At 59.9% G+C, this 217-nt stretch carries 1 protein-coding gene; it reads left to right on the forward strand.

Annotated elements, in window-relative coordinates; genetic code table 11:
* On the forward strand, positions 1–217 hold a 217-nt coding region (locus EXE42_RS18715; protein ID WP_199240769.1), incomplete at both ends, for a hypothetical protein.

The raw sequence follows: 217 nt of genomic DNA on the forward strand, positions 1-217 counted from the left end.
GATGGAACGCCTCGGGGTTCGACCATCCGTACCTCGTCAACTACGCACGGCTGAACGGCATTGGCGCGGTCTACGATGCGTCGCCGCTCGGGGAGGTGTACCCGATGGACGGTGACGGGAACTTCATCAACTCCTCGTTCAAGGGGCGACTGCTCCTTGACTCGTTGTCGCTGTACCAGAAGTCACAGATTCACGAACTGGACTCCTATCGGCTCCC

Source organism: Halorubrum sp. SP3 (genome assembly GCF_005435195.1).
Classification (GTDB): Archaea; Halobacteriota; Halobacteria; order Halobacteriales; family Haloferacaceae; genus Halorubrum; species Halorubrum sodomense.